Origin of the sequence: Blastococcus saxobsidens (assembly GCF_002938435.1) — a bacterium.
Classification (GTDB): Bacteria; Actinomycetota; Actinomycetes; order Mycobacteriales; family Geodermatophilaceae; genus Blastococcus; species Blastococcus saxobsidens.
In genome coordinates this window covers 1-4,310 of the sequence record NZ_POQT01000071.1, presented here as the reverse complement: position 1 = coordinate 4,310, position 4,310 = coordinate 1, and the positions used below count along the sequence as shown (strand labels likewise).

Here is a 4,310-nt window from a genome sequence, read left to right as displayed (position 1 = left end):
CCCGGGGTCGGGCAGCCGGGGGCACGGGGGTCCGGGCGGAAGCCGGGATCGGGGTCGGCTGGTCGGCCACGGCCGGCGCCGCGCCCGCGCTCGCCGCGCCCGCCGCGCCCGCGGCGAACACCGCGGTGCCGGAGCGTCCCTGCGGCCGCAGGTCGGTGCGGGCCAGCAGCACCGTGGTGGTGTCGCCGTCCCGCCCGGCGGCGAGCTTCGCCAGGTCGTCGCGCACCTCGGTCATCGCGGGGCGGTCGGCGGGATCCGCGGCGAGCATCCGCAGCAGCGGCTCGGCGAGCGATCCGGCGCGACGCGGAAGGGTGATCTGCCCGCCGGCGACCCGGTGCAGCATGCCGAGCGGGTTGTCGTCCATGCCGAACGGCGGCGTGCCCTCCAGGCACGTGTACAGCGTCGCGCCGAGGGAGAAGACGTCGCTGCTCTCGGTCATCTCGCGGCCCTGCGCCACCTCGGGGGCGAGGAACGCCGGGGTGCCGGTGATCTGGCCGGTCTGGGTGAGCGTGACGTCGCCGCGGGCGTGCGAGATGCCGAAGTCGGTGATCTTCACCAGCCCGGCGACCCGACCGCCCTGCCCGATCAGGATGTTGGCCGGCTTCACGTCCCGGTGCACGATGCCGGCGGAGTGGGTCGCGGCCAGTGCGTCGGCCACCTGGGCGCCGATCTGGGCCACCTGGTCGCCGCGCAGGACGCCGTCCTCCCGGAGCACCTCGGCCAGGCTGCGGGACGGCAGGTACTCCATGACCAGCCACGGGGCGCCGCCCTCGACGGCGACGTCGTAGACCGAGATGGCGTGCGGATGGCTCAGCCGGGCGGCGATCCGGCCCTCGCGCAGCGCCCGCTGGCGCTGCTCGTCGACCTGCCTCTCATCGGCGCCGAGAGGTAAGAGCACCTGCTTGACGGCCACCTGGCGGCCGAGCAGCTCGTCGCGGGCCAGCCAGACGGTGCCCATCCCGCCGCCACCGATCTGCGCCTCCAGCCGGTAGCGCCCGGCGACGAGGCGGCCGGGCGCGGTGACGGGACGGGTCATCGACGGCGGGCGGACGCGCTCAGACGGTGGACGGCACGCCGTACCGGCGCGCGTACTCCTCCTGCGCGCCGGCGGGGAGGGCGTCGTAGAGCTCACCCAGCTCGGTGTGCACGCCGGGCTCGAGGTCGTCGAAGATGCGCTGCCACGTCGGCGCCTCGTCGTAGCTGCGGGTCAGCAGCAGCTCCCAGGCCTGCGCCTGCCGGTCGCGCTTGCTGCGCTCGGCCACGAACTCCGAGAGGTACCGGTCCTTGGCCGCGGTCTTCTCCGCGGGGGTCGCGCCGGCCGGCAGGCCGCCCGCGTCGCCGCCCTTGAGCACGTCGACGATCGCCTCGACGACGTCCGGCCGCAGCTCGCTGTGCTCGCTCATGCCCTGCCTCCTCGTCCGTGACCCCGCAGTTCGAGGCCCTTCCCCGCCGACCACCCGGCCAACCGCTCTGCGGTGCAGGATGCAGCACACCATGCCCGACGGCCCGCCGGCAGTGCTGCAACGAGCCGCCGGAGCGCGCCCGCTACGATGGCGCGCGTACCTGGAGGATTCGCCTAGTGGCCTATGGCGCTCGCTTGGAAAGCGGGTTGGGGGCAACCCCTCGGGAGTTCGAATCTCCCATCCTCCGCAGGTCGACGGGCCCCCGGCAGTACGCCGGGGGCCCGTCGCGTCCTCCCGCCCGGGTCAGGCGCCCGCGGCCGGAACGGGCTGCCGCAGCCGCTGCAGGTAGAGCCCGGCGACGGCGGCGAGCACCAGCACGCCCCCGGCCAGCGCGGCGGGCGAGAGCCGCTCACCCAGGAACGCCGTCGCCAGGGCCGTGGCCGTCAGCGGTTCCAGCAGCGTGACGATCGCGGCGACCGCGCCCGGCACCGTCCGCAGCCCGGTGAAGAACATCCCGTACGCCAGGGCGCTCGGGACGGCGCCCAGGTAGAGCAGCACTCCCAGCGCGACCGGGTCGGCGGTGAAGCGCAGCCCGGCGGCCAGCGCGACCGGGGTGAGCAGCAGTGCGCCGCCGGCGAACCCGACGAGCGTGACCGGGATGCCGGCCGGGACGCCGCCCCCGGCCAGGGTGACGACGGCGTAGCCCAGCGCCGAGCCGACGGCCGTGAGGGCACCCAGCACGATCGTCGTCCCGGTGTCGGCGCCGGCGGAGACGCCCACCAGCAGGACCAGGCCGACCAGCGCCGCGACGAGGGCGACCACCGTGGCCCGGTCCGGCCGGCCGTGGCCGAGCGCGGTGGCGCCCAGCGCGATGAGCAGCGGCGCGAGACCCAGGGCCACGAGCGTGGCGATGCTGACCCCCGCGGTCGCGACCGCCGCGAAGTACGCCAGCTGGTAGGCGGCGAGGCCGGCGGCGACCAGCCCCAGCCGGACCCACGTGCCCCGGTCGAGGGGCGCAGCCGTGCCGCCCCGTCGACGGCGGAAGAGGGCGAACCCGGCGGAGAGCACCACGGCACCGATCGCCATGCGGTGCCAGGCGATGTCCAGCGGCCCCAGGTCGCTGTGCCGGGTGACGAGGCTGCCGCTGAAGCCGGCGGTTCCCCAGCAGAGGGCCGCGAGCACCACGAGGACGAAGCCGTGGCGCGGCGCGGTGGGGCTCGGGGTGCTCATGACGCTCCAGGTGCGGGTTCCGGCGGCGCGATCGGAGCGCGGGGCGAGCCTAGCGGGGGAGTCGTCCGGGTCCCGGACCGTTTCCTCTACAGTGGGGGGGACCCCTCGTGTGGCGTCATCCTGTGAACCTCCCCAGGGCCGGAAGGCAGCAAGGATAAGCGGGCTCTGGCGGGTGCGCGGGGGGTCCTTTTCATGACATCGCGGTCCTCCGGACCGCACCGCGGCCAGGTGCCGCCCCCCTGTTGCGTGGAGTCGCTGCCCGTGTCCCCGCAGGGGACCTTCCGGGCCCCGCCCCGGGCCCACCTCGGCCCGCTCGGGGTGTCCTCCCTTCCGCGTAACCTGCCGACGTGGCTCTCGCTCTCTACCGGAAGTACCGCCCGGCGACCTTCGCCGAGGTGGTCGGGCAGGAGCACGTCACCGCACCCCTGGTGAACGCGGTCGACGGCGGCCGGATCAACCACGCCTACCTCTTCAGCGGCCCGCGCGGCTGCGGCAAGACGTCGTCGGCGCGGATCCTGGCCCGCTCCCTGAACTGCGAGCAGGGGCCGACGTCCACGCCGTGCGGGGTCTGCGGCTCCTGCGTGGCGCTCGCGCCCGACGGCCCCGGCTCCCTCGACGTCATCGAGATCGACGCGGCCAGCCACGGTGGTGTCGACGACGCCCGCGACCTGCGCGAGCGGGCCTTCTTCGCCCCGGTGCACAGCCGCTACAAGGTCTACATCGTCGACGAGGCGCACATGGTGACCACGCAGGGCTTCAACGCCCTGCTCAAGGTGGTCGAGGAGCCGCCGGAGTTCCTGGTCTTCGTCTTCGCGACGACGGAGCCGGAGAAGGTGCTGCCCACCATCCGGTCGCGCACCCACCACTACCCGTTCCGGCTGGTGCCGCCGACCACGCTGCGCACCCTGCTGGAGAAGACCTGCTCGGCCGAGGGCGTCACCGTCGAGCCCACCGTCTTCCCGCTGGTGGTGCGGGCCGGTGGCGGCTCGGTCCGCGACTCGCTGTCGATCCTCGACCAGCTGCTGGCCGGCGCCGGCCCCGAGGGCGTCACCTACAGGGGCGCCGTCGGCCTGCTCGGCGTCACCGACGACGCGCTGCTCGACGAGACCATCGACGCGCTGGCCGCCTCCGACGCCCCCGGCGTCTTCCGCGCGGTCGACCGGGTGGTCGAGGCCGGGCACGACCCGCGCCGCTTCGCCACCGACCTGCTGGACCGGCTGCGCGACCTGATCGTGCTCGACGCGGTGCCCGAGGCCGGCGGCAACGGCCTGCTCGACTGCCCGCCCGACCGGCTGGACCTGATGAACCAGCAGGCGCAGGCGCTCGGGTCGGCGACGCTGTCGCGAATGGCCGACACCGTCCACGAGGGCCTCACCGAGATGCGCGGGACGACGGCGCCCCGGCTGCTGCTCGAGCTCGTCTGCGCCCGCATGCTGCTGCCGGCCACGGACGGCTCGGCCGTCGCCACCCTGCAGCGCCTGGAGCGGCTCGAGCGGCGGATGTCCATCGCGGGCGAGCACGCCGGCCGGCCGGAGGTGGCGGTGGAGGCGCCGGTCCGCGCCGCCCCGGCGCGCGAGCCCGTGCGCGAGGCCCCGGTGCGCGAGGCGGCGCCGACGGCGGAGTCCACCGCCGCCCGCAGGGAGTTCGTGCGCAGGTCGCAGGCCGCCGCAGCACCGG

At 75.4% G+C, this 4,310-nt stretch carries 4 protein-coding genes, 1 tRNA gene and 1 other RNA gene; 3 read left to right on the top strand and 3 right to left on the bottom strand.

Features of this window, described 5'->3' with window-relative positions; genetic code table 11:
- Both C5507_RS21835 and C5507_RS21830 read right to left on the bottom strand, forming a co-directional pair.
- Positions 1-1,036: serine/threonine-protein kinase (locus C5507_RS21835; protein WP_104530579.1), on the bottom strand; the 1,036-nt coding region annotated here is incomplete at its 3' end.
- A 19-nt stretch (positions 1,037-1,055) separates the two neighbouring features.
- Positions 1,056-1,403, bottom strand: coding sequence for a hypothetical protein (locus C5507_RS21830; protein ID WP_104530578.1), 348 nt, complete (start codon positions 1,401-1,403; stop codon positions 1,056-1,058).
- A gap of 162 nt (positions 1,404-1,565) precedes the next feature.
- On the opposite strand from C5507_RS21830, the gene C5507_RS21825 reads away from it, so the two are divergent.
- A tRNA-Ser gene (locus tag C5507_RS21825) sits at positions 1,566-1,650 on the top strand.
- A gap of 56 nt (positions 1,651-1,706) precedes the next feature.
- Here C5507_RS21825 and C5507_RS21820 read toward each other — a convergent pair.
- A complete protein-coding gene (locus C5507_RS21820; RefSeq protein ID WP_104530577.1) occupies positions 1,707-2,633 on the bottom strand; it encodes a DMT family transporter in 927 nt (308 codons plus the stop codon).
- A 96-nt stretch (positions 2,634-2,729) separates the two neighbouring features.
- Between C5507_RS21820 and ffs the strand changes: the two genes are divergently transcribed.
- Together ffs and C5507_RS21810 are read left to right on the top strand one after the other, a co-directional pair.
- Positions 2,730-2,825: signal recognition particle sRNA small type (ffs, locus tag C5507_RS21815), an RNA gene on the top strand.
- 155 nt (positions 2,826-2,980) lie between these two features.
- A partial coding sequence (locus C5507_RS21810) for a DNA polymerase III subunit gamma and tau (protein ID WP_158657685.1) occupies positions 2,981-4,310 on the top strand: 1,330 nt, incomplete at its 3' end.